The organism is Thermosynechococcus sp. QS41 (genome assembly GCF_031583515.1).
Lineage (GTDB): Bacteria > Cyanobacteriota > Cyanobacteriia > Thermosynechococcales > Thermosynechococcaceae > Thermosynechococcus.
Window position 1 is genome coordinate 2,098,056 of sequence record NZ_CP134181.1, and the last position, 22,702, is coordinate 2,120,757.

Below are 22,702 nucleotides of genomic sequence, written 5' to 3' on the forward strand. Positions count from 1 at the left end.
GTTAGAACTCCGCATTCCCCGGTATACGCGGAAAGGGAATGACATCACGGATATTGTCCATGCCCGTCATAAACTGCACCAACCGTTCAAATCCTAAACCAAAGCCGGCATGGGGGACACTGCCATAACGGCGTAAATCCAAGTACCACCAGTAGGGGGCAGGGTCTAGGCCTTGGCTCACAATTCGCTCCTGCAGCACGTCAAAGCGCTCTTCCCGCTGGGAGCCACCAATGATCTCGCCAATTTTGGGGGCGAGGACATCCATTGCTGCTACGGTTTTGCCATCGTCATTGAGGCGCATATAGAAGGCTTTGATGGCAGCGGGATAATCATAAACAATCACGGGGCGCTGGCAGTATTCCTCAGCAAGGTAGCGCTCATGCTCCGATTGCAGGTCTAGCCCCCAAGCCACGGGAAATTCAAAGGCGCGACCACTCTTTTCTAGGACTTGAATGGCTTCTGTGTAACTAAGGCGGGCAAAGGGTTGGGTTGCCATCTGCTCAGCGGTGGCCATGACGCTATTGTCAATCCGCTCCTGAAAGAAGGCCATATCCTCACTGCAGTGGTCAAGGACATGGCGAAAGACAAACTGCAAAAAGGCCTCCGCCAGTTCCATATCTCCCATCAGGTCACAGAAGGCCATCTCTGGCTCCACCATCCAAAACTCGGCAAGGTGACGCGAGGTATTGGAGTTTTCAGCGCGGAAGGTGGGACCAAAGGTATAGACATTGGTAAAGGCTGTGGCCATAATTTCTGCCTCCAGTTGGCCACTGACGGTGAGGTAGGCACGACGACCAAAAAAGTCTTGACTGAAGTCAATATTCCCCTCTGGGGTTTTGGGTGGCTGCGCTAAATCCAGGGTGGTGACGGTAAAGAGTTCCCCAGCCCCTTCGCAGTCACTGGCGGTAATGATCGGGGTGTGTACCCAGAGGAATCCCCGCTCCTGAAAGAACTGGTGAATGGCAGTGGCACAGGCATTGCGCACGCGCATCACCGCGCCTAGGGTATTGGTTCGCGGTCGGAGATGACCAATGGTGCGTAGAAATTCAAAGCTGTGGCGTTTCTTTTGCAGGGGATAAGTTTCTGGATCGGCACCGCCCCAAAGGTGAATCTGCTGGGCATGGAGTTCAATGGTTTGGTTTTTGCCGGGAGAACGCACCAGTTCGCCACTGAATTCTGCGGCAGCCCCTGTGGTCAGGTCTTTAATGGCTGGCGTTGCTGCTGCCACAGTGTTGGGAATGACCACCTGCAATCCGGCTAGGGTTGAGCCATCGTTGACGTTGACAAACGTACATTCCTTGAGTTCGCGTTTGGTGCGCACCCAGCCCTTGACGGTGACGCGATCGCCCACTTGACCTTGATGAAGAATGTCCTTAATCCGCTGCTGCATGGGTCTTGTTCCTATAACTGCACAATGGTTACTCCCCGGCCACCCTCTTCAGGAGGCGCAAGGTGATAGCTTTGAACGCTGGGGTGCTGATCTAAAAATTGATGCACAAACTGGCGGAGGGCACCACTGCCGTGGCCGTGGATAATCCAAACCGTTCCCTGCTGGCGGTTGAGAAATTCCTCTAGGAGAGGTTCCGCCTCATGGGTGCGCTTGCCCCGCAGATCGAGGGTACGGCTCTCTGTGCGAATGGCGGGTGCTGGGGTGCGAGAAGGGGGTGGGGGGGGAGCTTGAGCTGGGTCGGACTTGGGTTTAGATGGTGTGCGTACCGGTTCGCCCTTGAGGGACTCTACAGCGTGGGGGGGCACAGTCAATTTCACGGAACCCACTTGGACGACAATATCCCCCTGCTGGCTGATACTGAGGACTTCGCCCACCTGTTGCCATTGGGGCAAGCGAACGCGATCGCCGGGCTGCGGCATAAATCCGGCAGGCGGAGGTGGTGGTAAGTAAGTTTTCTCAATCTGATGCAGCGCCGTTTGGGCAGCTTGTACCTGTTCGGGACTGTTGGCGCGTTGCAGTTGAGCAATGACTTTGGCAATTTCCTGCTGAGCCTGATGGAGGGCGGTGCGTACCTGCTCCTCCTGTTGTTGGCGCAGTTGCTGCTGTCGTTGCCGCAGTTCTTGAGCCTTGGTGGCAATTTCTTGGTAGAGGGCTTCTGTATCCCGCAGGAGCGCCGCTGCCGCTGTGGTTTTGGCCTCTTGGGCTTGGCGTTGTGCCACCAGCCCCATAATCATTTCATTGATGCGGTTGCTGTCGCTACTGAGAAAGGCTTTGGCATCCTCAATAATGCTGGGATATAGCCCCAACCGCTGGGCGATCGCTAGGGCATTAGACTGTCCCGGTATGCCCCACAGCAGCCGATAGGTCGGGGCAAGGGTGGTCTCATCAAACTCAACGGCGGCATTTTCAAAGCGGCTGTCCTGATACTTGAGGGCTTTGAGTTCGCCATAGTGGGTGGTGGCAAAGGTGAGACTGGCGTGGTCTGCCAGATAGCGCAACAGGGCGATCGCTAGGGCTGTACCCTCACTGGGATCCGTGCCGGCCCCCACTTCATCGAGGAGCACCAACGTATTGCCCCCTGTCATCTCGAGCTCTGTGAGAATATCGCGGATATTGCAGATATGACTGGAAAAGGTGGACAGGTTTTGGGTCAGGGACTGCTCATCCCCAATGTCTGCCCAAATCCCTGTAAACCAGGGCAACTCTATGGGCGCTGCCGCTGGCACATACAACCCTGCTTTTGCCATCAGTGCTGCCAAGCCCAAGGCCTTCAAGGTTGCTGTTTTGCCGCCGGTGTTGGGGCCAGTGATTGTCACTACCTTGGTGGGGGGGGGCAATTCAATGTCAATGGGCACCACGGTCTGTCCTTGCTCATGGTGCTCTTGCCACACCAAGAGGGGATGCCGCAACGCCTTCAGGTGCAGCCGCGTGTCACTGACAAACTGGGGTGGGTTGCCCTGCAACCAGAGACTATAGTGGGCACGGGCGACCGCCATATCGAGGGTGGTCAGCACATCGAGCAGATACCACAAATCATCACTAATCGTGGCCAACTGATCCGAGAGGGCTTGGCAAATGGTGCGTTCGGCCTCAGCCTCTTGATGGGTAAGTTGTTGCAGGCGGTTTTGCAGGTCAATGGTTTCTTGCGGCTCAATGTAGAGCGTGGCACCACTGGCGGAGAGATCGTGGACAATTCCCGGCATCTGGTCTTTGTGGGTGGCTTTGACTGCCAACACATAGCGATCGCGCCGTTGGGTGACCACCGCCTCTTGAATGGCACTGGCTCGCTGCTGCAGAATCTGCTGCAGTTGCTGCTGGATCTGGGCACGGCACTGCCGTTGCTGCTGGCGAATCTCAGCCAATTCTGGACTGGCGCGATCGCTCACTTGCCCTTGATCAGTAATACAGCGGTAGATTTCTTGAGCCACCTCAGGATAGGTGCGAATGCCGGCCACCAGTTGCTGAAGCGCCGTGAGTTGCGCGTGTTCCTCAATTTGACGCCGCTGTTGCCGCGCCGCACTCAACAGGTGGGCGATCGCCAGTAGCTCCATTCCCTGCAAACAGCCTTGGCGATCCAGCCGCGCCAGCGCCGGTTCAATATCTGTGACTTGGCTAAAATCGAGGTGCACTTGGTGCACCGTTTCCAGGGTAATCACCTCAGTGGTTTGAGCCAACAGCACTTGACTGGCTGCTTGGGTGCCCCCTAGAATCTCTCCCCCCTGCAGCTGGCGCATCCCCCGTTTGGTAGCAGCAAACGTTGCCAACTGCTGACAGAGACGCGGCCACTCCAGCCGCCCTAGGGATTTGTCTAGTGCACTAACTTGTGACGTGAGAACAACCAATGTTCGCTATCTGCTGAAAACACTACTTTCACTGACTGTAGCACTGCTCACCAATCCGTGCAGCGGTTCTAGAGAACCATCCCCGACGACATCTCCGCATCCACGGCATCCTGCAGTTTCAGCAGGGTACTGGTGAGGGCTTCAGGATTGAAGTAGGTCCATTCGATGGCTTGGGCGATCGTTTGCAATCGCTCGGTAATACTCGTGAGATCTCCAAACAGATTTTCGCGCGGCAAGCCCGCAAAGAGTGCCATCGCGCCTTGGTTGACCGCCCACTTGCACTCCGATTCATGGACACGGGTGCGCAGGCCACTGAGGAGAATGACATTCATTTCTGGATAGCGCTGGCGATACTGGCGACAAAAATCGTAGGGATTGGTTTTTGGCATTCCCAAATCGAGGAGCAAGAGGCTGACTTTGCAGTTGAGGGACTCCACATGGGCAATAATTTTTTCTAACTCAAAGTGGGATGTTGCCCAAATCGTCGAAATCCCTTGGGAGTTCAATAATTCCCGCCACATTTCCCCTTGGGTACGCGAAGAGTGGGTCATCAAGACCGTGACTTGGCCATTACTCCCATGGGAATGATTGGTGTAGGGGTGGGGACTCGGCGCATCCCGCAGGTCAATGTACTCTAGTTCTGACTCACCAATGGAAATGCGATCGCCGTGTCTGAGGAGATGGGGAGCGTGGATACGGTTATTGCCGACAAATGTCCCGTTCATGCTTCTGAGGTCGGTCAGCCGATAGCGATGATCCGCCTGCCGCTCAATGCGAATGTGATGCCGCGAACACCAGCGATCGGGTAGGACAATATCACAATCTTTACTTCGACCAATTTGCCAAACGGGTAACTGATCCAACACAATAGAACGCTGCATGTAAACAGAGTGCAATAACAACCGGGGTGTGGGTGCCGCTAGAATCAGCTCACTGGGACGCATGAACCCCCACTGCTGTTCACCAGAACGGCTGGGTGCTTGTAGGTGTGGAACGTAGGTATTGGGGCGATTGGCTGAGGCGTCCATAGCAGCAGCTAAAAAACACTAAAATCATCAAACTTATTTTTATGCTGCCTATCCTAGCGTTGATGAGCAGCGAGGGACTACCTCCATCTTAGATGTCAATAGAATGGCAATAGCACCCTCTAGGTTGCTAAAACGTACTCGTTATGAGTATGATAAATAGACAGGACAGTTCGATAACTGTCAAAGGAGACCACTATGACTGCAACAATCACACTAAAAGAGCAAGTGCTAGCCACCCTGAAACGGGAACAGGCCAATGCGGTTGTCCTGTATCTGAACTATAAAAAGTACCACTGGCTAACCTATGGCCCCTTGTTTCGGGAGTTGCACCTGCTGTTTGAAGAACAGGGAACAGAAGTCTTTGCCATGATTGATGAACTGGCTGAGCGTAGCTTGATGCTTGATGGCCAGCCAGTGGCAGACCCCGCAGACTATCTCAAAGTGGCAACGGTAACCCCCTCAACCGGCCAACTCACGGTCAAGCAAATGATTGAGGAGGCGATCGCTAACCATGAGCTGATCATTACCGAGATGCACCAAGATGCAGAAGTGGCCACTGAGGCGGGCGACATTGGTACGGCTGACCTCTACACCCGTTTGGTGCAAACCCACCAAAAACATCGCTGGTTCCTTAAGGAGTTTTTAGCCAAAGGCGATGGCTTGGTCAGTTAGTTGCGAATTGGGCCGTTGTAGTCAATGGTGGTGCGACCATCGGCAGCCACAGTAACGACAGTTTCGATACTGGGCAGGGATGCGGGCACGCCATTGCTGACTCGATGGCCCAAAATCCGAAACGTGTAGGAGCCGTCGGCATTGCGCACATAGGGGGCTTCACGGACAGGCCCATGCAGGGACTGATCGGCTCGATAGCGACTTAATCCGCCATTGACACGTTCTGCGGCTTGGCGGGCATAGTTGCGGGCGCGAACGAGCTCGACAATGTTGACAGGCTCAGGATTAGTTGCTTGGGCAACGGCAAAGGGGGCGATCGCTCCCCCAAGGGAAAGACTCAGCACGAGGCTAGCAATCAGCGGCTGGGTCATCAGGCTTCTCCACTCAGCGGTCTTTATCTAAGATAGCCAAGGGGCTTTGCTAACCCCTAGATAGCGGTCTTGATGCAACAATTATTTGCTTTCCGTTTGACAAGGCGTGACCCTCGCTTGTAGTAACTGGTGCGCTTGCTCCTCAGAGAGGGGTTTACCAAAGAGAAACCCCTGACCCCGCTGACAGCCCAACGCCTGCAAGCACTGCTTTTGGGAGAGATGTTCAATGCCTTCGGCAACCACTTCTAGTTGCAGGGCTCGGGCGAGGCTAATAATGGCACGAACAATTTCTAAATTTTGGAAATTGGTTTCGATGTCCCGGACAAAGGACTGGTCAATCTTTAGGGTATACAACGGCAGTTGGCTAAGGCGGCTGAGGGAGGAATAGCCAGTGCCAAAGTCATCAATGCCACAACGAATATCAAGGGCTTGGAGCGCCTCCAATTGCTCTTGGGCAAACCTTGAATCGGGCATGATCACTTCCTCGGTAATCTCCAGAATCACTTGCTGGCCGCGAATCCCATAGAGCGGCAACAGATGCTTGAGCAAAGGAACCATTTGGCCAGAATTAAAGAAAGCACTGGAAATATTGACACTGAGGGTGAAGTCGGCAGCCCGAGAACCCAGTGTCTGTTGCCATTGGTAGAGGTTGAAAATTGCCTTTTGCAGAACCCATTGATCCAGTTTTGTGGCTAGACCCAACCCCAGAGCCAAGGGCAAAAATTCTGCCGGACTGATCCAACCGTTTTCGGGATGCTGCCAACGAACTAATACTTCAAAACCAACAAGGCTGTCCTGACTGAGGCTGACAATGGGCTGGTAGAAGAGCGCTAGTTGCTCCTGCTCTAGGGCACGGCGAAATTCCTGTTCCCGTTGTAAGCGGGTGTAAACCGCTTGGTGGTGCTCCGATTCAAAGAGTTGCATACCGTTGCACCCTTGCCCCTTGGCAGCATACATGGCAATATCAGCATCCCGCAGCAGTTCACCGGCAGTGCGGTAACGAGAATTAACAATGGCGATGCCAATGCTGACGCTGACACTTACTTCAGTGCCCTTGAGCACATAGGGTTCACTAATGCAATGGCGCAGGCGATCGCCATACTCATAAATCTGCTGGAGACCCTCAATGTGTTCGAGGATGGCAATAAACTCGTCTCCCCCCAATCGGCCAACGGTGTCCTGCTGGCGCATACTCGACCGAAGGCGATGGGCAATTTCTAGAAGTAACTCGTCGCCGGCATCATGACCCAAGCTATCATTGATGACCTTAAACCGATCCAAATCCAAAAACAAAACGGCAAAGGGCGGAATGTCACCGCGGTGGTAGGCAGCCAGCAGTTGATCAATTTTTTCTGTGAGGAAGGTGCGATTGGGGAGATTCGTTAAACTATCCTGGCAAGCCAGTTGCCGCAATTTCTCCTCCGCTAGCTTGATGTTGGTGATGTCCAAGCAGGAACCAAGGTAGCCAATGCAAGTGCCGTCTTCGGCATAGCGGGGTGCCGCTTGCTTGAGTACCCAGCGATAGACACCTTGGCCATTGCGCAGGCGGTGCTCAATTTCATAGCTTTGCTGCTGCTCAACGGCAAGACGGATGGCCTGCTCGGTGCGCTCCCGATCCTCAGGATGGACAAGGTCTAACCAGTTCCAGCCAAGGATTTGGTCTAAGGAGGCGCCTAAGACGCGGCAAATGGTTTGGTTGGCAAACTCAATGGTGCCTTTGCTATCTGCCAGCCAGATCATCAAAGGTGAGGCATCGGCCATCTGGCGAAAACGGGTTTCACTTTCCACTAGGGCTAGCATGGCTTTTTTGCGTTGGGTGACATCCACCCCCACCGTGGTGATCAGGTAACTGCCATCCCCTTGAGGTTCAGCGGTGGCATTGAGGGAAATCCACACCTCATGGCCGTCGCGATGTTGAAAGCGATATTCGGTGTGGGCACAGCCTTCTTGGAGTAATTTCTCGCGAAAGGGACGATGATAGGCTTCCCAGTCCTCGGAGGGAACCCGCGATCGCCAAAGATTCGGGTCTTCTTGAAAGTCAAAGGGGCTGTAGCCGAGAATGCGCAGGTGCCCTTGGGAGAGATACTCATAGCGCCAAGAGCCATCAGGAAAGAGCCGTATTTCACTGACAAAGGCATCAGCGCGATCCAACAGTTGATTGAGCTTTTCTTGGGCGGCGTGGAGTTCCCCATTGACTTTGTGCAAATCGAGGGTGCGGGCAATCACCTGCGCCTCAAGGTCCGTTCGCTGGGCTGCAAGTTGCTGGGTTAGCTGCCGTTGTCGCGTGACATCCACTGCCGTCAGTAAAATGAACTGTTGGTTGCTGTTGGGCAGTTGCAGCGGCAGGGAAACCATCTGCCAAATACGCTCTTGTTTGGCGCGAGTGCGGATGCACACATCCCCATGCTCAACCCGTGCCTGCGTTATAAGGCAGCGTTGGAATTCTGTGGCCGCCCACTGGCGTTGCGCTGCTTCAGGAAAGGCAATTGCCAACCACCCCTCCCATGTGAGGGTTTCCTCTGGGCTGCTGCCGGTTTGCTCTTGCCATGCCCGATTCATCAACCACAGTTGACCATCCGCCGCCACCAACGCCATCGGCAGCGGTGACAAAAGCAGGCTGTTGCGGAACACCTCGTCCATTTCAGTGTAGGCGCGCCAAAATGACTGCCGCTCCTGCTCTACTTGGTTCAGATGCTGAGCCTCAATAACTAAAAGAGTGACCAAAAAAGCGATGATACTGATGATCTGCACCTCTTGGGCTAAGCGCTCCGAAAGCCATAGGCGATCGTGGTGCACCCATTGAATTACCCAACCAATGAGGAGGGGACCAAGGATGATCCAAGGCAACAATCGCCGCAAAAGTAGGCCACCTATTTTTTGTGAACTGAAGTAACGCATCACCCCTCGGGAGGGATGCCATTCGATAAGGCAGAGGTTCAGCAGCCCAAGAAGAACACAGGCGAGGATTTGGCCAAGGATAGAGGTACTAAGAGACAGCGGCAATTGGTACAGACCGGCCAATACCTCAAGGAACAGCAGACAGGCACTTGTGATTGCCCCACCTTGGCCGAAAATCACTTGCCAACTTGACTCCCCCATGACCCCCCACAGGGCCACCCCTAGCCCTATAAAGGCCACAGGCCGTAGCAAACTGGTGTAGGCCGGCAAAGATAGAGCTTGCCACGGAGCAGTGATTTCCTGAGCATTGAAAACTGCTACGGCAATTGCCATCCCCATGAGAACAAGCACTAGGCCACAGAGCTGGGGGAGGCATGCTAATTCTCGATCTCTGCTCCTGGATCCCATGAGGGTGATGGCCAATGCGGTTAACCCAAGGGCGATGGCAGCAAAAACATCAATACCGACCAAGAGAGGCGAGTGGGAAGTGATGGCAGCGAGAACCCACTCTATAAAAACAGCTGTTGCTACCCCTAGACTCAACAGAGCAACCACTCGTAAGAATTGGGGATTGGTCATAGGCAGGGGTAAAACTGGCTAGGGACATCGTACCCCGCAGGGCAGTAGCTTTTTTAGTCTAGCTCCTCAATCTTGGGGTTGAGGCCAAGGGGTATGTAAACTAGTGTTGTAGGACAACTCTTTAGGCGTCCTGCAGGAGGGGGTATGCAAACAACTCACCACTACACTCAGGAGTATATCAATCACCTCACCCCCCAGGAGGTGGCTGCCTTGGCACGACGGCTTGAGGAGGATGATTACGATACACCCTTTGCTGCCCTTGAAGACTGGCATCTGCTGCGCTCCATTGCCTTTCAGCGGCCAGAGCTGGTAGAGCCTTATTTGTATCTTCTGGATTTAGAAGCCTTTGACGAGTCCTAGGGCAGTTCCCCATTTATTAGTGGGGGTGGGGGGTGGCATTGCTGCCTATAAAATCTGTGATGTGATCTCCACGCAAGTAAAGGCGGGGTGGCAAGTGTCTGCCATCCTTTCAGAGACCGCCTCGCAGTTCATTACGCCGTTGACCCTTTCGACCCTGTGCCGGCGATCGGTACTCACAGATGCGGATTTTTGGCATCCCCAAGCGCCGCGACCGCTACACATTGAACTGGCAGAAAAGGCAACGCTGATGTTGATTGCTCCCCTCACGGCCAATACGTTGGCAAAGCTGGTGCTGGGTTTGGCGGATAACCTACTGACCAGTACGGTGCTGGCCTCCCAAATACCCATCTTGGTGGCACCGGCCATGAACACGACCATGTGGGAGCAACCGACAGTACAGAGCCATTGGCAACAACTGCAACAACAGCCCCGTTATCATTGCTTACCCCCGGCCTATGGCCGCTTGGCCTGTGACAGCGTCGGTGTGGGGCGGATGGCGGAGACGCAGGAAATCATTGCCTATTTGGACTCCTTGGCCTATACCCACGGCAAACGAGACTTGGCGGGGAAACATCTGCTGATTACTGCCGGTGGCACCCGCGAGTATTGGGATACAGTGCGCTTCATTGGTAATCCGGCAACGGGGAAAATGGGGATCGCTCTGGCAAGGGCAGCCCTGCATCGCGGCGCCAAGGTGACGTTGATTCATGGGGCGATCGCCGAGCCGATCCCAGCCCAGGTACGCGCTATTGAAGCAATCAGTAGCGAAGCAATGTGCAAAGCTGTCCTTGAGGTGTGGCCAGAGGCCGATTGGCTGGTGATGGCTGCCGCCGTTGGCGATGTCCGCCCGGCCCAACAGTGGTCGGGAAAGCTCCCGAAATCGGAGTTGCCTACCGCCTTACCCCTGAGTCCGGTGCCCGATATTTTGCAAGCGGTGGCTCAGATGCGCCAACCCCACCAACGTCTGATTGGTTTTGCTGCCCAAACGGGGGATATTGTAACGCCCGCCCGCGAAAAGCTAGAACGCAAGGGCTTGGATTTGATAGTTGCCAATGCGGTGGATCAAGCCGATGGTGGCTTTGGCAGTAGCGAAAACGCAGCGGTGGTTCTGGATCGGCAGGGGCGATCGCGCGATCTTGCCAAGGTACCAAAGTTAATTCTGGCCCACCAAATTTTTGACGTTGCTCAAGAATGGCTGCCATGAGTGATGGCCTCACGGTTGTCCCCTTGCCGCTCCAAATGCAGCGGGCGATCGCTGCCGCTGAAACCCTCGACTCCCTCGCCACAGTGGTACAGGAGCTTGTGGAAAATGCGCTTGATGCCGGGGCGAGTCGCATTCATCTCCACTGGCGCCCTTCAGCATGGCATCTTGAGGTCACAGACAATGGCGAAGGGATTCGCTGGGCAGATCTCACCCAAGTGGCTCTCCCCTACACCAGCAGCAAGTTGCCCCCCAGCGGGGAATTGGCGGACATCACAACCTTGGGATTTCGCGGTCAAGCCCTCCACAGTTTGGCGCAAATGGCACAGTTAACGATTTGCAGTCGCCACCGTGAGGCGGAGACCGGTTGGCAAGTGAGTTATGATGCCCAGGGTCAAGTGCGCAGCCAGCGTCCTCTGGGAATGGCCGTGGGGACTCGCGTGATTGCTGAGCAAATTTTTCAGGACTGGCCGCAACGTCAGCAGGGAGCAAATCCGAAACAGGTACAGCGGCGGCTTCAGGAAATCGCCCTGTGTTTTCCCCAAGTGGCTTGGCATCTCCTTAAGGATAGCAAGCGCTGGCACCACTGGCCGGCAGTGACGTCTTTGGGCGATCGCCTGCTGCAACTCATCCCACAACTCCATCCCCAAGATCTGCGCCAAATGAGCGATGCCCAAATTGAACTGGTCTTGGCGCCGCCGGATCGCCACCATCGTCCTCGCCCCGATGGCTTAGGGGTGGCTGTCAATGGCCGTTGGGTGGAACTGCACAGTGATCCCTCGTGGCAGCAGGTGATTCTTGAGGCCTTTGGTTGCAGCCTACCTCGGCAGCGCTTTCCCCTGTGTATTGCCCATCTCCATTTACCCCCAGCGGCGATTGATTGGTCAGCAGAACCCCAAAAGCGCACGATCTATCTACGGGAACCAGAGCAATGGCAAGCCCTCTTGGTAGAACGCATTGGCCAACTCCTTGCCTGCCCCTCAATCCCCCTGAGTGATGCCAGCAGCTATCAGGTGCTCAAGGCGGCTGAACCACCAAACCGCTATCGGACGCTGTTATCGCCCAATTCAGCTCAAGTTTCCTTGCCAAGCCTGAAAGTGGTTGGCCAATTGCACAACATGTACATTATTGTTGAGCACGCCGAAGGCATCTGGTTGATTGAGCAGCACATTGCCCATGAACGCGTGCTGTACGAGCAAATTGAAACAGATTGGCAGGTGGTGGAGCTAGAGCAGCCGGTGTTGGTGGACTCCCTCACGGAAACGCAAGTGCAACGCCTTCAAGACTGGGGGTTAGCGATCGCCCCCTTTGGGGTACAGGTTTGGGCAGTGCGCCGTGTGCCTGCTCTATTGCGCGATCGCCCCGATGTAGTAGCTGCCTTGATTGAACTCAGCCAAGTGGCAGATTTAACCGCTGCTAAGGTGGCCGTTGCCTGTCGCAGCGCCATTCGTAACGGCACGCCCCTCACCCTTGCGGAAATGCAAACCCTTGTGGATCAGTGGTACCGCTGCCGTCAACCCCACACCTGCCCCCATGGTCGCCCCATCTGTCTGCAACTGCAAGAATCTAGCCTTGCCCGTTTTTTCCGTCGCCATTGGGTGGTGGGCAAAAGTCATGGCATCTAGCCAAATGAGCAATCCTGCAGAGGAGTGAAGGTGTGAAGATCTGCCCCTTGGCGCAGACACTGCCGCAGGTGCATCAGCAGCCGTCCCAAATAGTTACAGCCTTGGCGATCGCTACCACAGCCCCAATAGCGATCTACGGGGGAATCCTCCACCAATTCTTCATCCCCAGTTGCTAAGAGCAGTTCCTGTAGGTCGGGATGGGTGGTAAATTTGGCAACAAGGGCACGCCACATCACTGCCTGTTTCAGTTGATCCCACTGAGGATGAACGGGGTAACGACCACTGCGACCGAGTTGGGCAGCGGCTTCAGGAGTTGGGGCAGTGCGAATAGTATGACCAAAGGCTTCATGGGCAGTGCCAAAGAATTTATGGGCTTGGTAGTAGTGCTCCGCTGTTGGCCAGTAATAGCCCTCGAGGGTAAACCCGTGGGGAGAGAAATTGGAAAAACTGCCGTAGGCATCCTTGACGCGATAAAAGTAGATGGTCATTGCCAACCGCGTTCCTACACCCCTGTGATCAGCTAGCATTCATCATGGCTGAGATCATCATCCCCCAAATGCAACTCTTTTCACTAGGGATACAACCTGTTCAAAACAGTTCAATCTGAAAGATGACGAACCCCCTATCTTCGAAAGGGGCGATCGCCAAACTTGAGACTCTAGGGGCGGATCCTTGCTAAGATGAGCCTCATGGGTACGTTGAGACCGATTTTGTTTTGGGGTTTGCTATGAGACGTTTTTGGGCGATGGTTTGCGCACTTTTCCTGAGTGTGTCACTGCTCCTGACCAGTTGTGCCAATGTGCCTACTGGGCTAACGGGAAATTTCCGTGAAGATACCCTTGCGCTGATCAGTAGCCTGCGCGAAGCGATCGCCCTACCAGATAATGACCCCAACAAAAAGGCCGCCCAAGCAGAGGCTCGCAAAAAACTCAATGACTTCTTTGCCCTCTATCGTCGCGATGACTCCCTGCGATCGCTCTCTTCCTTTATGACGATGCAAACTGCCCTTAACTCCCTCGCGGGTCACTACAGTTCCTATCCCAATCGTCCCCTCCCGGAGAAGCTGAAAGCCCGCCTCGAACAAGAGTTTAAGCAAGTTGAACTCGCCCTTGATCGCGAAGCCAAGTCCTAGTCCCAATGGGGGATAAGCCCTATACCAAGATTCCTATTGCAGAGTGTGGGGAACCCCTAGCGCCTATTCCACCTACCTTTCTGCGGCTGCAACCCCATCCCTATCAAAGCCGAGGTGCCCCCTATGGCAAAGCCTCTCCGTTTTGGTTGCGGGTGGGGGTCATTGCTGCCCTTGAGCGCGCCCAAGCGTTCCTAGAACCTTACGGCTGGCAACTCGCAATTTTTGATGCCTATCGGCCAATTGCGGTACAGCAGTTCATGGTGGCGCATACCTTTGCTACCCTTTGTCAAGAACGGGGGTATGATGCACAGCAGCTTGAGCCAGCGATCGCCCGCGAGATTTGGCAACAGGTTGATCAATTTTGGGCGGTGCCCAGTTCAGACCCTCAGCAACCACCCCCCCACAGTACCGGTGCTGCTGTTGATCTCACCCTCGCTGACCCCGCAGGCCATCCTTTGGAGATGGGGGGTGTCATTGATGAAGTTTCTGAACGTTCCTTTCCCGATTTTTACGATCGCCATCCTGAGCAGGCTAATGCCGCCTGCTTTAGCCAACGCCGCAAAATTCTCTACCAAGCAATGCGCTATGCCGGTTTTCAGCGCCATCCTAACGAGTGGTGGCACTTTTCCCTTGGGGATCAGTTGTGGGCTTGGCAAACGCAGCAACAGACTGGCCAGCGGGACATCCTCGCTCGCTATGGCCGCGTGGATCTTTGAGTCTGGGCAATGCCTTAGAGCTTGTTGAGATTCAACCCCGCTTCTTTGGCAAATGCACTCAGGCCTTTGCGCTCAAGGGTTTTAATGGCTTTGGTAGAGAGGCGCAGCCGCACCCAACGGTTGCCTTCTGGCCACCATACCCGTTTCCATTGCAAATTCACTTCTTGCAGTTTTTTCGTCCGCCGGTGGGAGTGGGAAATGGCATAGGCGTTATTGGCTTTTTTTCCAGTTAGTTGACAAACACGGCTCATTGGTTTCCTCCCCAGCAAGGCAGATGGTGCAAAATAATCAGGATTTCTAGCCTAGCATATTCAATGGTGCAGGGCACTGCCTATTTGAAGGTCTCCTTAAGAACAGTCCGTGCGGCTAAGTGATTGCGGGTGGTGGTTAAAATTTCTGCTTCCCGCAGTAGGCGATCGTAGGTGGATTGTAGCTCTAGAAGACGTTGCTGCTCCTGAGCCACACCGCGAAAATTACTGGCAATCCAATAGGACAGTTCAAGGGCAGCCGTGGGCACATCGGGGGGCAGCTCCATGGGTTGTTCCGTCAGTTTTGCTGAGAGGCGCACCACATCCTCAAGAAGTTGCCGCACTTCCTTGGCCAAGGGGCGCAGATCAATGCTGGTGGGTTCATCCTCAATCCACTCCACCAGTCCAACGCGGTAGGGTTTTTCGCGCACGTAGTCCAAGATGCGAAACCGCTGCTGACCCAAGGAATCAATGAGCATGCGGTCATCGGGAAGCCGTTCGTAGCGACGCACTTCCGCACAACAGCCCACCGTGGCTGGCCGTCCCGTTTGTGGATCCCACATCACGATGCCAAAGCGGCGATCGCTCTCAAGAATCGTATTCATCATGATGCGGTAGCGAAATTCAAAAATGTGGAGTGGCAGTGGTCGCCCCGGAAAGAGCACAACATCCGGCAAGGGAAAAATGGGGAGTTCGCGAACGGCAATGGACGAAAAAGCCATAATGACAGCGCACAGAAGCCAATGCTTCTATCGTACCGTACTTTGCAGGCTTCCTAGGATGCGGAACCGGGGACTTGAACCCCGAAGTCCTTGCGGACACTAGAACCTGAATCTAGCGCGTCTACCAATTCCGCCAGTTCCGCTCGTGATAGATTTGGTCAGCGATCTTTTATTATCTTGGGTTTGGTGGAGTTCTGTCAACTCATTATTTCATCTTGCCTCGGAAGGTGAGCACAAAGGGCTGACCATCCAATTGACCATTGCCCGCCAAGTTGAGAATGGACTGCTGACCGCCATAACGGAGATTGAGGGTGCCATTGGCATCGGCCATACCAGAACTAGTCAAGCGAATCCGCAGATTGTAGGCATCCTGCTGAATGACGTTGCCAGAAAAGCCAATATAGTTGCCATCCGCCAGTTGCATATTGATATCCGCCACCTTTTGTGGATCAATGGCAATGCTCATAAACGTTACTTTTTGATTCGGGCGACCACTGATGCGAAATAGACCCTCGCCCATATCAGCATAGAAGGTGGTGCCTGCGGGTTGGGCTGGCTGAGCGACCATTGTGGGCATTTGGGGGGCGATCGCGTAGGTGTGCGCCCCAGCGCTGAGGGCAAGCAGCGTTGCTGCAATAATGCTCTTGCTCACGGGAAGTTCCTATAGGTTCATGCTTATCATGACGCTCAAAAAGCGTGAGTGGCACCCAAACAGCCGCATCCTGCAATAAGACTTCATATTGTTCAGCTCGGATCGGTTCGCTCGATTTATAGCCGCTCAAGGGGTGTCAGGCGGGGATCCACCACCCTTTGCCCGCGACGTGGGAAACGAATCACCAAGGAGAGCTCCGGGCCAGTATCAAAGACATGGGTAATTTCCCCTTCGCCATAGACAGGATGGAGAATGCGATCGCCCACCCGCCAACCAGAGGCAGCAGCCTTGCTCAACCGTGCGGGGGATAGCTTCGTGACAGCAGCCATTTTGGGTCGTCGTTGAACATTCCCTGTCAGCAGTTCTGGGGGTAGCTCTGTCAAAAATTGCGAAGGAATCGTATCTTCACTGCCACCGTAGCGGCGACGGCTTTGGGCAAAGGTGAGAAAGAGTTGTTCTTGGGCACGGGTGATGCCGACATAGCAAAGGCGGCGTTCTTCTTCGAGAGCCATGGGGTCGTTGAGACTGCGGAAGTTGGGAAAGAGTCCCTGCTCCATGCCCACCAAAAAGACAACGGGAAATTCTAGCCCCTTAGCGGCATGCAAGGTCATCAGGGAAACGACGCCCTCTCCCTCCTGCAAGGTATCCAAATCCGAGGCAAGGGCAGAACTGTTGAGAAAATCGCTGAGGCTTGCCCCCTCGTTTTCTTCGCTAAATTGCTGGGCAGCGTTAACCAATTCCATTAGGTTTTGCAGTCGCTCTAGGCTTTCGTCAGTGCCTTCGTTTTCGAGTTCGCGGCGGTAGCCTGTCTCTTCAATCACGGTTTTCACCAGTTCAGGCAATTCAATGTCGTCCACTAGCGATCGCAGGCGGGTCATGAGGGTCACAAACTGCTGCACGGCACGACTGGCTCGCCCGGCCAAGGGCGTCATGGATTCGGTATCGGCAATTAAATCCCACAGGGAAATGCCAAGGGTTTGCGCGGCGTCACTGAGGCGATCCAAACTGGTTTTGCCAATGCCGCGTCGTGGCACGTTAATAATTCGCCGCAGACTCACGGTGTCTTGGGGGTTTTGCAGCAGCCGCAAATAAGCGAGAACATCCTTGACTTCCTTGCGCTCATAGAATTTGAGACCACCAACCACGGTGTAGGGAATGTTGGCGCGAACTAAGGCCTCCTCAAAGGGGCGCGATTGGGCGTTGGTGCGGTAGAGAATGGCAAACCGTCCCCATTGGGGTTCGAGGGATTGACTGCCCAAGGCTTTGATGGTTTGGACAACAAAAGAGGCTTCATCGGTTTCAGTGTGGCAACACTCGCAGTAAATGGGAGCGCCTTCTCCTTTGGTGGGACGCAGCACTTTAGCAATGCGTTCGTTGTTGTGCTCAATGAGATGATTGGCGGCCTGCAAAATGTTGGCAACAGAGCGATAGTTTTCCTCTAGCTTGATCATTGTGCGGCTATCGTCATCGGGCAGGCGATCGCCAAAATCCTGCTGGAAATTCATCAGGATAGTGAAATCAGCGCAGCGAAAGGAATAAATGGACTGATCGACATCGCCGACGACAAAAATCGAGCGATCGCCCCAATTCTGAAACTGTTGCGGTGGCGTACCATTGGTGGCCAATAGCCGAATGAGATCGTATTGGGTGCGGTTGGTGTCTTGGTACTCATCCACCAGAATATGTTGGAATTGCTGATGCCAATACTCAAGGCGCTCGGGGTGCTGTTGTAGCAGCTGCACCGTTCGCAAAATCAAATCATCAAAGTCAAGGGCGTTATTCTGGGCAAGGGTTGCCTCATAGCGACGATAAACCTCGGCGGCCACCCGGCCAGCGGGCGATCGCTGTTCCTGCTCCAATTGATCGGGACTTAGCCCTCGGTTTTTGGCATGGCTAATTTTGTAGCGGATACCGCGCGGATCATGCTGGCGCTCATCGAGATTGAGTTCCGCAGTGGCAATTTCCTTAATCAAACTTTGCACATCTGACTCATCAAAAATGGTGAAATGCCGCGTCCAGCGATACCCTTGGGGATGTTGATAGGCCTCTATTTCTAAGCGCAGGAGTCGGGCACACAGGCTGTGGAACGTGCCAATCCAAAGGGGCTTCGTGTACGTTTGATAGACTCGCGATCGCACCCGCTGTTGTTCGAGGGGAGAGAGATCCAGCCAGTCCCGCCCGTAGAGTTGCTGAGCCACCTCTTGACCAAAGAGAGCTTCAATCCGCTCCTTCATTTCGCGGGCGGCCTTATTTGTAAACGTCACCGCCAAGATATTTTCTGGTGCCACCTGATGCTGGCGAATCAAATGGGCAATGCGATAGGTGAGCGTGCGAGTTTTCCCGGAACCAGCGCCTGCCACCACCAACATCGGGCCACAATAGTGCTCCACCGCCTGCCGTTGTGATGGATTCAGTCCTGCGAGAAAATCCCTACTCATTTGCTGCTACGCCCATTCGCCTAAAGTTTTATGATACCTGCTATGACCAGCCAACGGGTTGGCACCCCCATCCGCCAGTACTGCGGGCATCACGGCATCAGACGGCGATGGGTTGACACAAATTGATATTAAAGGGGATTTTGGATTATGAGTTGAGTAATTCCCGATGAGTTTTTACAAACAGCGCACATCACTGAAGCTGATCTCAAACTCGAAATTGCCATTCTACTACTCCAGTAGGGAAAAATTACTCTGGGCACGGCCCGCCAGCTCTTCTTCTTGATGAGTCAAGATAACACAATCACTGCGGGGGTAGGCAACGCAGGTTAAGACGAATCCTGCATCAATACTCAAAGAATCAGGGGAAGTTTCTGGCGATCGCGCCCCTGTTGTTCGAGGCAGCGGTTAATGCCCGTCACCGCCTCGTTGTACATGGCAATCTTGCCCTCTAGTTCCTTCAGTTTGGCGGCATTGTGCTCAATGCTTTCAGCCGCTTCTTTCTCTAGGGTTTTGCCGAGGTGCTCCCGTGCCTGTTGCTGTTGCTGGAGAATCTCTTGGCTATGTTGCTTGGCGGCAGTGAGGAGAGGCTCTGTAATCGCGGTGGCGATCGCGGCTCGATAGGTCACTTCAATGGTTTTCTTGATCTTGTGAACAAAGTCCATTTTCAGGAGTTCCCGCAGTTCGGTTTCCGCCTCAAACATACTCGAAGCATCAAAGGTATTGCAGGCTTTGCGCAGCACCTCCCGCAGTTTCATCACCCCTTGGGTATCATGATAGAAATCCTCGCGCTCCCGCACATAGCGATCGCACTCAATGCGTGCCACCGTCGTAATACTAGTCAGTACCTCCTCCTCCAGCTTGGCCAACATTTGATCAATGCCGCTGTCATTCCCCAGTAGGCGAAAGAGTTCGCGATAGTAGGGCTGCTGGTAAATCTCCCGCCTCAACTGCTTAAAGAGATTTTTGATCACCTCTTGGGAAGACTCGACGAGGGTTTTCTTGAGACCATTGGCCAAGTAATAGAAGGCCTCCGCCAAAATCCCCATGACGGGAACAACGGAGTTGGTGGGATGACTATCAAGGGCCTGTTGATAAATAGTAGCCACGGAGAACTGGCGCAGGAGTTGCTCGAGGGAAGTGACAAGGTTGTTTTTCAGCCGTTTATAGTCCTGCTCTGCCTCTGGAGACTGGCCGCCCTTGATACGATTGAGAAACTGATCAATATGCCGATAAAACTCATCCCCGGCGATTTTCAGTTCTTGGCTAAGATCCAACTGTAGAGGAGTTCGCGCTCCAATAGTGCATTGATCAGCATTGATTTGCCAGCACTAAAAGGCCCTGCAAAAACAATCTCAAATGTCGGCGAAACCGCCTTGCGCAGGGAAGTTTGAACTGGCGTAATATCAAAGGAGCGCAGCTTGGGTTCCGCATTCAATAGGTCAAGGAGGCGATCACAATCCGCTTGCAAATTGGGGCAGGTGTTGAGGAGGTCGCTCATAGCAAAGAAGCACAAACTATTGTCAGCAACAGCCTAACATAGCTCTCCTAGCCTCCCCTAGGTGGTGGATGTTAATTTTTTTTGCGATTTTGCTCCCCTCTAAACCCGAGAACCCCTCAGGTTACAATGAGAATCCATCTTACCCATCACACTCTATGGACAGCGTCCACTGGCAGCAGGTTCACCACTACACTGACATCCTCTACCACAAAACGACGGGCATTGCCAAAATTACGATTAACCGTCCCCACAAGCGCAATGCCTTTCGTCCCCAAACTATTGTGGAAATGAGTCAGGCCTTTGAGGATGCCCGCAACGATCCCACGATTGGCGTTGTCTTGCTCACCGGGGCAGGCCCCCACACCGATGGTAAGTATGCCTTTTGTGCGGGTGGTGACCAACGTATTCGGGGTGAGGCAGGCTATCTGGATGATCAGGGGGTAGCACGGCTGAATGTGCTGGATCTGCAACGGCAAATTCGCTCCCTGCCAAAGGTGGTGATTGCCCTTGTGGCCGGCTATGCCATTGGCGGTGGCCATGTGCTGCACTTGGTCTGTGACCTCACCATTGCTGCTGAGAATGCCATTTTTGGTCAAACGGGGCCACGGGTGGGTAGTTTTGATGCGGGGTTTGGTGCGAGTTATCTTGCCCGCATTGTCGGCCAGAAAAAAGCGCGTGAAATTTGGTTTCTCTGTCGACAATATACAGCTCAGGAAGCCTTAGCGATGGGTCTAGTCAATGCTGTTGTCCCCGTTGAGGAACTGGAGGCTGAGGGGATCCGCTGGGCGCAAGAGATTCTCACCAAAAGTCCCTTGGCCATTCGCTGCTTGAAGGCGGCCTTTAATGCCGATTGTGATGGTCAAGCCGGCCTACAGGAATTAGCCGGCAATGCAACCTTGCTGTACTACCTCACTGAAGAGAGTGCCGAGGGCAAAAACGCCTTTTTGGAAAAACGTCCCCCCAACTTTCAGCAGTTCCCTTGGCGCCCCTAAGGGATGCGCTAGAGTAGGAGCATGTGGCATTGGGAGAGTTCCATGTGTATCTGTGTTAACTGCGCCCTTGTGGATCGCTGTACCACATACTATGCCGTTGAGGAGCAGCACCAACAGCCCCATCTGACCCTCACGCCAGACTTTGACCCAATTGAGCCGACGATCAATATCAACATCCGTACCCAAGGGGAAGAGATTCTATTGGAGTGGGATGTGGTTGGTTGTGCCAGTTTCGTCGAAGAACAGGGACGGTGGGCAAAACTGCGTCCGGGAGAATTGATTCCCACCTAAATCTGATGGTTAGCCGGCGATCGCGGCAAATTGCGGCAATTTGATGTTCTCTTCTAGCGGCACTCATGGGACAAAGCCGGCTAAGACAACAGCTTGATCTATTTCTGCACGCACCACAGGTAGAAATCAGCCTGTTGGTTTTGATCCTCATATGGGTACTTTTAGTGGTGGTCGATCTTTTCTGGGTACAGCCCGGCCACCCTAATTTTTTTCTGATGCTGGCGGATTTGCCCCTACGGCTGTGCTTTGTTGTTGAGTTATTCCTACGCTTTGCGATCGCCCGCAAAAAGCAACGATTTTTCCGCCACTACTGGCTTGATCTAGTCGCGATTTTACCGATGCCGCCCCAGTGGCCCCTGTTTCGTCTGCTGCCCCTTTTGCGCCTACCCCGTGCCTCGATTTTGATCAATCGCAACCTACACTACATTTCTCCCCAGATTTCTGGTCTCTACGGTGCCCAAATTTCAGCACTGTTAATCATTGTGTTGATCATGCTCTTTGGGGGACTGGCTTTTTATATTATCGAAGGAACCTCAAACCCAGACATCGAGACCCTTGGGGATGCCCTGTGGTACAGCTTCTTTTCCTTAGTGTCCGCCGAACCCATTGGTGCCTATCCCAAAACCCATGCCGGGCGGATCATTACCCTAGTGGTGGTTTTGTCGGGGCTGACCTTGTTTGCAGTGTTTACAGGGGTGGTGTCTGCCTTCATGGTGCAGCGGTTGCAATCAGTCATGAGCATTAAGAACTTTGACTTGGATGAGTTGCGCAACCACATTATTCTCTGTGGCTGGAATCGCAGTGCCCCCCTAGTGTTGCAGGAGTTGCAAACCGATCCCCAAACCCGCCATGCACCGATTGTCATTGTTGCTGAACTGGAACAGTTGCCCTTGAGTGAGTTGCGGAGAGTAGATCAAAATCGCCTCTACTTTTATTCGGGAGACTATACCCGCATTGACGTTTTAGAGAAGGTGCAGATTTACCACGCCTCCCGTGCCATTCTCTTGGCGGATACCAGCCAGCCCCGCAGTGATCAAGACCGCGATGCCCGAACGGTTCTCGCTGCACTGACCATGGAAAAACTCAATCCAACGATTTACACCTGTGCCCAGCTTTTGGATCGCAATAATAATGTGCAACTTCAGGCGGCAGGGGTGGAAGATGTGGTGGTGGCTGATGAAATGGCGGGTCATCTCATTGGCAATGCGGTGCGCAATCAAGGGGCGATGGATGTCTTTGCCGAACTCCTAACGGTACAGGTGGGCAATCAATTTTATCGGCTGCCTTTGCCGTCAACGCTGGCAGGCAAAACCTTTTGGTATGCGCAACGACACCTCAAGGAGCAGTACGATGCCCTCTTAGTCGCTGTGGAACGTCGCATTGAGGGGCGTCGCCAGACGGAGATTAACCCACCAATGGACTATGAGCTGCAAGGGGGGGACTATGTGGTTGTGATTGCGCGGCAGTATCCACAGTGGGGATAGGGT

General features: G+C 53.9%; 21 protein-coding genes and 1 tRNA gene. 9 read left to right on the top strand and 13 right to left on the bottom strand.

Features of this window, described 5'->3' with window-relative positions:
* Position 1: 1 nt before the first annotated feature.
* From asnS to RHJ80_RS10370, 3 genes are all read right to left on the bottom strand, one after another.
* The gene (gene asnS, locus RHJ80_RS10360; RefSeq protein ID WP_310743758.1) at positions 2–1,390 is read right to left on the bottom strand and encodes an asparagine--tRNA ligase; all 1,389 of its coding nucleotides are present in this window, start codon (positions 1,388–1,390) and stop codon (positions 2–4) included.
* An 11-nt stretch (positions 1,391–1,401) separates the two neighbouring features.
* Complete coding sequence (locus tag RHJ80_RS10365; RefSeq protein ID WP_310800935.1) at positions 1,402–3,792, bottom strand: endonuclease MutS2; 2,391 nt, start codon at positions 3,790–3,792, stop codon at positions 1,402–1,404.
* Positions 3,793–3,860: 68 nt separating this feature from the next.
* Positions 3,861–4,820, bottom strand: a complete 960-nt coding sequence (locus tag RHJ80_RS10370; RefSeq protein ID WP_310743760.1) for an FHA domain-containing protein — start codon at positions 4,818–4,820, stop codon at positions 3,861–3,863.
* A gap of 195 nt (positions 4,821–5,015) precedes the next feature.
* On the opposite strand from RHJ80_RS10370, the gene RHJ80_RS10375 reads away from it, so the two are divergent.
* The gene (locus RHJ80_RS10375; protein WP_302678246.1) at positions 5,016–5,492 is read left to right on the top strand and encodes a Dps family protein; all 477 of its coding nucleotides are present in this window, start codon (positions 5,016–5,018) and stop codon (positions 5,490–5,492) included.
* On the opposite strand, the gene RHJ80_RS10380 is transcribed toward RHJ80_RS10375, so the two are convergent.
* Positions 5,489–5,863, bottom strand: a complete 375-nt coding sequence (locus tag RHJ80_RS10380; protein WP_310800936.1) for a hypothetical protein — start codon at positions 5,861–5,863, stop codon at positions 5,489–5,491. The genes RHJ80_RS10375 and RHJ80_RS10380 overlap by 4 nt on opposite strands.
* A gap of 81 nt (positions 5,864–5,944) precedes the next feature.
* Positions 5,945–9,100, bottom strand: a complete 3,156-nt coding sequence (locus tag RHJ80_RS10385) for an EAL domain-containing protein (RefSeq protein ID WP_310800937.1) — start codon at positions 9,098–9,100, stop codon at positions 5,945–5,947.
* A 384-nt stretch (positions 9,101–9,484) separates the two neighbouring features.
* Between RHJ80_RS10385 and RHJ80_RS10390 the strand changes: the two genes are divergently transcribed.
* From RHJ80_RS10390 to mutL, 3 genes are read left to right on the top strand one after another with little or no spacing between them, the layout of a single operon-like run.
* Positions 9,485–9,700, top strand: a complete 216-nt coding sequence (locus RHJ80_RS10390; RefSeq protein ID WP_206200107.1) for a DUF2555 domain-containing protein — start codon at positions 9,485–9,487, stop codon at positions 9,698–9,700.
* Complete coding sequence (coaBC, locus tag RHJ80_RS10395; protein ID WP_310743014.1) at positions 9,687–10,904, top strand: bifunctional phosphopantothenoylcysteine decarboxylase/phosphopantothenate--cysteine ligase CoaBC; 1,218 nt, start codon at positions 9,687–9,689, stop codon at positions 10,902–10,904. The genes RHJ80_RS10390 and coaBC overlap by 14 nt, the downstream gene beginning before the upstream one ends.
* The gene (gene mutL / locus RHJ80_RS10400; protein ID WP_310800938.1) at positions 10,901–12,526 is read left to right on the top strand and encodes a DNA mismatch repair endonuclease MutL; all 1,626 of its coding nucleotides are present in this window, start codon (positions 10,901–10,903) and stop codon (positions 12,524–12,526) included. The genes coaBC and mutL overlap by 4 nt, the downstream gene beginning before the upstream one ends.
* On the opposite strand, the gene RHJ80_RS10405 is transcribed toward mutL, so the two are convergent.
* On the bottom strand, positions 12,523–13,014 hold the full coding sequence (locus tag RHJ80_RS10405) for an NADAR family protein (protein ID WP_310453466.1): 492 nt from the start codon (positions 13,012–13,014) through the stop codon (positions 12,523–12,525). The two genes, mutL and RHJ80_RS10405, sit on opposite strands and share 4 nt — an antisense overlap.
* Before the next feature lie 239 nt (positions 13,015–13,253).
* On the opposite strand from RHJ80_RS10405, the gene psb27 reads away from it, so the two are divergent.
* Both psb27 and RHJ80_RS10415 read left to right on the top strand, forming a co-directional pair.
* Entirely contained in the window at positions 13,254–13,658 is a 405-nt protein-coding gene (gene psb27 / locus RHJ80_RS10410) for a photosystem II protein Psb27 (RefSeq protein WP_315863336.1), read from the top strand.
* A 5-nt stretch (positions 13,659–13,663) separates the two neighbouring features.
* Complete coding sequence (locus tag RHJ80_RS10415) at positions 13,664–14,374, top strand: M15 family metallopeptidase (protein ID WP_302677631.1); 711 nt, start codon at positions 13,664–13,666, stop codon at positions 14,372–14,374.
* 14 nt (positions 14,375–14,388) lie between these two features.
* Here RHJ80_RS10415 and rpmB read toward each other — a convergent pair whose 3' ends face one another.
* From rpmB to RHJ80_RS10450, 7 genes are all read right to left on the bottom strand, one after another.
* Entirely contained in the window at positions 14,389–14,625 is a 237-nt protein-coding gene (gene rpmB, locus RHJ80_RS10420) for a 50S ribosomal protein L28 (RefSeq protein ID WP_149819231.1), read from the bottom strand.
* 80 nt (positions 14,626–14,705) lie between these two features.
* Positions 14,706–15,344, bottom strand: coding sequence for an LON peptidase substrate-binding domain-containing protein (locus tag RHJ80_RS10425; RefSeq protein ID WP_149819234.1), 639 nt, complete (start codon positions 15,342–15,344; stop codon positions 14,706–14,708).
* Between the two features lie 59 nt (positions 15,345–15,403).
* A tRNA-Leu gene (locus RHJ80_RS10430) sits at positions 15,404–15,487 on the bottom strand.
* A gap of 62 nt (positions 15,488–15,549) precedes the next feature.
* Positions 15,550–15,996: a hypothetical protein gene (locus RHJ80_RS10435; RefSeq protein ID WP_206200112.1), complete on the bottom strand. Its 447-nt coding sequence runs from the start codon at positions 15,994–15,996 to the stop codon at positions 15,550–15,552.
* A 116-nt stretch (positions 15,997–16,112) separates the two neighbouring features.
* Positions 16,113–18,434 carry a DNA helicase PcrA gene (gene pcrA / locus RHJ80_RS10440; protein ID WP_310743763.1) on the bottom strand — a complete coding sequence of 774 codons (2,322 nt, stop codon included), beginning with the start codon at positions 18,432–18,434 and terminating at the stop codon, positions 16,113–16,115.
* 350 nt (positions 18,435–18,784) lie between these two features.
* The gene (locus RHJ80_RS10445) at positions 18,785–19,708 is read right to left on the bottom strand and encodes a hypothetical protein (protein ID WP_310743764.1); all 924 of its coding nucleotides are present in this window, start codon (positions 19,706–19,708) and stop codon (positions 18,785–18,787) included.
* A complete protein-coding gene (locus tag RHJ80_RS10450; RefSeq protein WP_206200115.1) occupies positions 19,687–19,932 on the bottom strand; it encodes a hypothetical protein in 246 nt (81 codons plus the stop codon). Before RHJ80_RS10450 ends, RHJ80_RS10445 begins: the two co-directional genes overlap by 22 nt.
* 155 nt (positions 19,933–20,087) lie before the next feature.
* Here RHJ80_RS10450 and menB point away from each other — a divergent pair, with 155 nt between their 5' ends.
* From menB to RHJ80_RS10465, 3 genes are all read left to right on the top strand, one after another.
* Positions 20,088–20,924, top strand: a complete 837-nt coding sequence (menB, locus tag RHJ80_RS10455) for a 1,4-dihydroxy-2-naphthoyl-CoA synthase (RefSeq protein WP_206200116.1) — start codon at positions 20,088–20,090, stop codon at positions 20,922–20,924.
* Between the two features lie 42 nt (positions 20,925–20,966).
* Entirely contained in the window at positions 20,967–21,215 is a 249-nt protein-coding gene (locus RHJ80_RS10460) for a Ycf34 family protein (RefSeq protein WP_149819240.1), read from the top strand.
* A 164-nt stretch (positions 21,216–21,379) separates the two neighbouring features.
* Positions 21,380–22,699, top strand: coding sequence for a TrkA-related ion transporter (locus RHJ80_RS10465; protein WP_310438031.1), 1,320 nt, complete (start codon positions 21,380–21,382; stop codon positions 22,697–22,699).
* Positions 22,700–22,702 lie beyond the last annotated feature (3 nt).